We start from the raw sequence: 1,156 nt of genomic DNA, 5'->3' as shown, positions 1-1,156 counted from the left end.
GGGATGTGCGCGTACACGTTGTTGGCCACGACCAGGTCCGCCGGGCCGTGCTCGGCACGGACGGCCGCGCCGGTCTCCGGGGAGAGGAACTCCGTCAGCGTGGGCACCCCCGCCTCCCGCGCCGCGGCGCCAACGTTCACCGACGGCTCGACGCCCAGGCAGCGGATCCCCCGGTCCACCACGTGCCTCAGCAGGTAGCCGTCGTTGCTCGCCACCTCGACCACGAAGGCGTCAGTGCCGAGACCCAGCCGCTCCACGGCGTCGGCGACGAAGGTGCGCGCGTGCTCCACCCAGGAGGTCGAGTAGGAGGAGAAGTACGCGTACTGCGTGAACGTCTCCTCCGGCGTGATCAGCGGAGGAATCTGCGCGAGCCAGCAGTCGGTGCAGACCCGCAGGTGCAGCGGGTACGCCAGCTCCGGCTCATCCAGTTGGTCCGCGGCGAGAAAGCTCTCACACGGTGGCGTCGCCCCCAGATCGACGACGCTCGCCATCGCCGCCGAGCCGCACAGTCGGCATCGTGTCATCTACTGCCTCCATCCCGCTCGCGCGGGTGCCCCCGCCGCGAGCCAGTTCTGTCCCCTACCGGCGGCGGGCTGTCCCCGCCGCGAGCCTGTGCTGACCGTCCCGCGATCGCGGTGCGGTACTCCTCCTCCAGGCGCTCCAGGCCGACGGCCGGGCTGAAGCCCTGCTCGTAGCGTCGGCGGGCCGCCTGGCCCATCTCCCGGTTGCGGGCCGACCCGGCCGTGATCCGGCGAATGCACGACGCGAGCGAGCCCGCCTCGCCCGGCCGGTGCAGCAGCCCGGTGACCCCGTCCTCGACGAGTTCGACGAAGGCGCCGTGACCGGCGGCGACGGTCGGCACCCCGGCCGCCATCGCCTCCACGACCACCAGGCCGAACGCCTCCAGCCACGTCGAGGGCGCCACCACGGCGACCGACCGCGCGACGGCCTTGCGGCACTCCGCCACATTCAGCAGGCCGACGTAGCGCACGTCGTCCCGGTCCGCCGCCCAGGCGGCCACCTCCCGCTCCAGCGGCCCCGTCCCCGCGATCACGAGCGGCACGCCCACACCGCCGTCGGCCGCGATCTCGTCCCACGCGGCCATGAGCAGCCGTACGCCCTTGGCCTCCGCGAGCCGGCCGAGATAGAGCAGATG

At 73.2% G+C, this 1,156-nt stretch carries 1 protein-coding gene and 1 pseudogene; both read right to left on the bottom strand.

The genetic code is table 11. The annotated features are described in order from the left end of the window. Positions 1-524, bottom strand: a pseudogene (locus ACWDA7_RS53140) (SAM-dependent methyltransferase); the annotation flags it as partial. Continuing rightward, a partial coding sequence (locus ACWDA7_RS53135) for a glycosyltransferase family 4 protein (RefSeq protein WP_450615455.1) occupies positions 521-1,156 on the bottom strand: 636 nt, incomplete at its 5' end. The pseudogene ACWDA7_RS53140 and the gene ACWDA7_RS53135, both read right to left, overlap by 4 nt.

The organism is Streptomyces sp. NPDC001156 (assembly GCF_053598275.1).
This window is presented reverse-complemented; position numbering and strand designations above follow the sequence as displayed.